This window comes from Bradyrhizobium sp. MI1.7 (assembly GCF_055811795.1).
The window spans coordinates 1-1,843 of record NZ_JBVVPO010000189.1; the positions used below are offsets into that span (position 1 = coordinate 1).

Genomic DNA, 1,843 nt, shown 5'->3' on the forward strand with positions numbered 1-1,843 from the left:
TGTCAATCGGCCTGTAAATTTGACCCCTCATCGGCGTCCAATTTTGACCCCTTCGTGCGCCGCGGTTTGACGGTAGCGCTCGGCTCGTTGGAGCTGGCCGGGATAGCGGAGACGAGACGAGCGCGGGTGGCGTGATCGTCGTCGCGGCTTTTGAAGCGCCAGCTGTCATTGCCGGTCTCGACGATGTCACAGTGATGGGTCAACCGATCGAGCAGCGCGGTGGTCATTTTGGCGTCGCCGAACACGCTCGGCCATTCGCCGAAGGCGAGATTGGTGGTCACGATGACGGAGGCGCGCTCATAGAGCCGGCTGACGAGGTGGAAGAGAAGCTGGCCACCGGACTGGGCGAAGGGCAAATAGCCGAGTTCATCCAGCACAATGAAGTCCATCCGGGTCAGATGCTCGGCGAGCCGTCCTTGCCGTCCGTTGCGGGTCTCGGTCTCGAGGCGATTGACGAGGTCGACTACGTTGAAGAAGCGGCCGCGGGCACCGGATCGGATGCAGCTTCTGGCGATGGCAATGGCCAGGTGGGTTTTGCCTGTGCCGGTGCCGCCAACCAGCACGACGTTGCGTTGTTGGGCGATGAAGCCGCCGCCAGCAAGATCATTGACGAGTGTCTGATTGATCGGCGTGCCGTCGAACTGGAAGTCGGCGATGTCCTTGGCAAGCGGAAGCTTGGCAATGGTGAGCTGGTATTTGATCGACCTGGCTTGCTTCTCGTTGATCTCGGCGTTGAGCAGGTCGCCGACAATGCGCTGAGGTTCGTGCTGGCGCTTGACGGCAGTTGCCATGATCTCGTCGAAGGCAGCCTTCATGCCGTAGAGCTTGAGTTCGCCCATGAGGTCGAAGATTTGGGTTCGTTCCATCAGATGGTCCTCCGGAGGTTGTCGTAGCGGGCACAATCGGCGATCGGTGCATGACGGAGCGTCAGTGCGGCCGGCGTCATGATGTTGGCCGGTGGGGCGGGTTCACGTTGACGGGCCAGGATATTGAGAACGACATCGGCCGAATGGACGCTGTGACTGAGCGCTTCGGCACAGGCCGCTTCCACCGCGGGCAGACCGTCAGTCAGCACCGCGTTGAGGATGTCGACCATCTGCCGATTGCCGTCGTCGGTGCTGGCAAGCTTGCGCCGGATCCGCTCGATCGCGGCTGGCAGCACCCAGTCTTTGAAGGGAGCACCGTTGCGCAAGGCGCCGGGTTTGCGGGCGAGCACCGGCACATAATGCCAGGGGTCGTAGACGGTATCGCCGCGGCCAAAGGATCGCGGGTGCTCGGCAACGATGCGTCCATCCTGACGGATCACGATGCGATCGGCATAGGCTTGAACCTCGACCGGTCGTCCGACTGCGCTGGCTGCGACCGAGTACTTGTTGTTGTCGAAGCGCACCAGGCAGGTCTTCGAGACCGATGCCGTCACCGCATGGAAGCCGTCGAAGCGGCCGGCATAGGGAACGAGTTTGGGGCGTTCGGCTTCGAACACTTCCCAGATCGTCTGATCGACCAGCTCCGGATGGCGATGAACCTTGGCGTAGGCGATGCATTTGTCGAGCAGCCAGGCGTTTAACTCGTCGAGGTTTTTGAACCGCAGCCGCGGCGTGAAGAAGCGTTCCCTGACCAGCCCGACCTGGTTCTCGACCTGCCCCTTCTCCCAGCCCGACGCTGGCGTGCAGGCGACCGGATCGACCAGATAGTGGCTGCACATCTGCAGGAAGCGGCGATTGTAGAGACGCCCTTTACCGACGAAGATCGTCTCTACGGCGGTCTTCATGTTGTCGTAGATGCCGCGGGTGCAGGTGCCTTTGAACAGGGCGAACGCCCGGTCGTGGGCGTCGAACACCAT

1 protein-coding gene and 1 pseudogene are annotated in these 1,843 nt (G+C 61.8%); both read right to left on the bottom strand.

Annotated features, from left to right (window positions below):
- Positions 1-2: 2 nt before the first annotated feature.
- On the bottom strand, positions 3-866 hold the full coding sequence (gene istB / locus AC0L3X_RS46985; protein WP_039183785.1) for an IS21-like element helper ATPase IstB: 864 nt from the start codon (positions 864-866) through the stop codon (positions 3-5).
- A gap of 8 nt (positions 867-874) precedes the next feature.
- Positions 875-1,843, bottom strand: a pseudogene (locus AC0L3X_RS46990) (IS21/IS408/IS1162 family transposase); the annotation flags it as partial.

What these genes read in the sequence shown, in the direction of transcription:
- istB (WP_039183785.1), bottom strand. Translation starts at nt 866, where the DNA reads ATGGAACGAACCCAAATCTTCGACCTCATGGGCGAACTCAAGCTCTAC.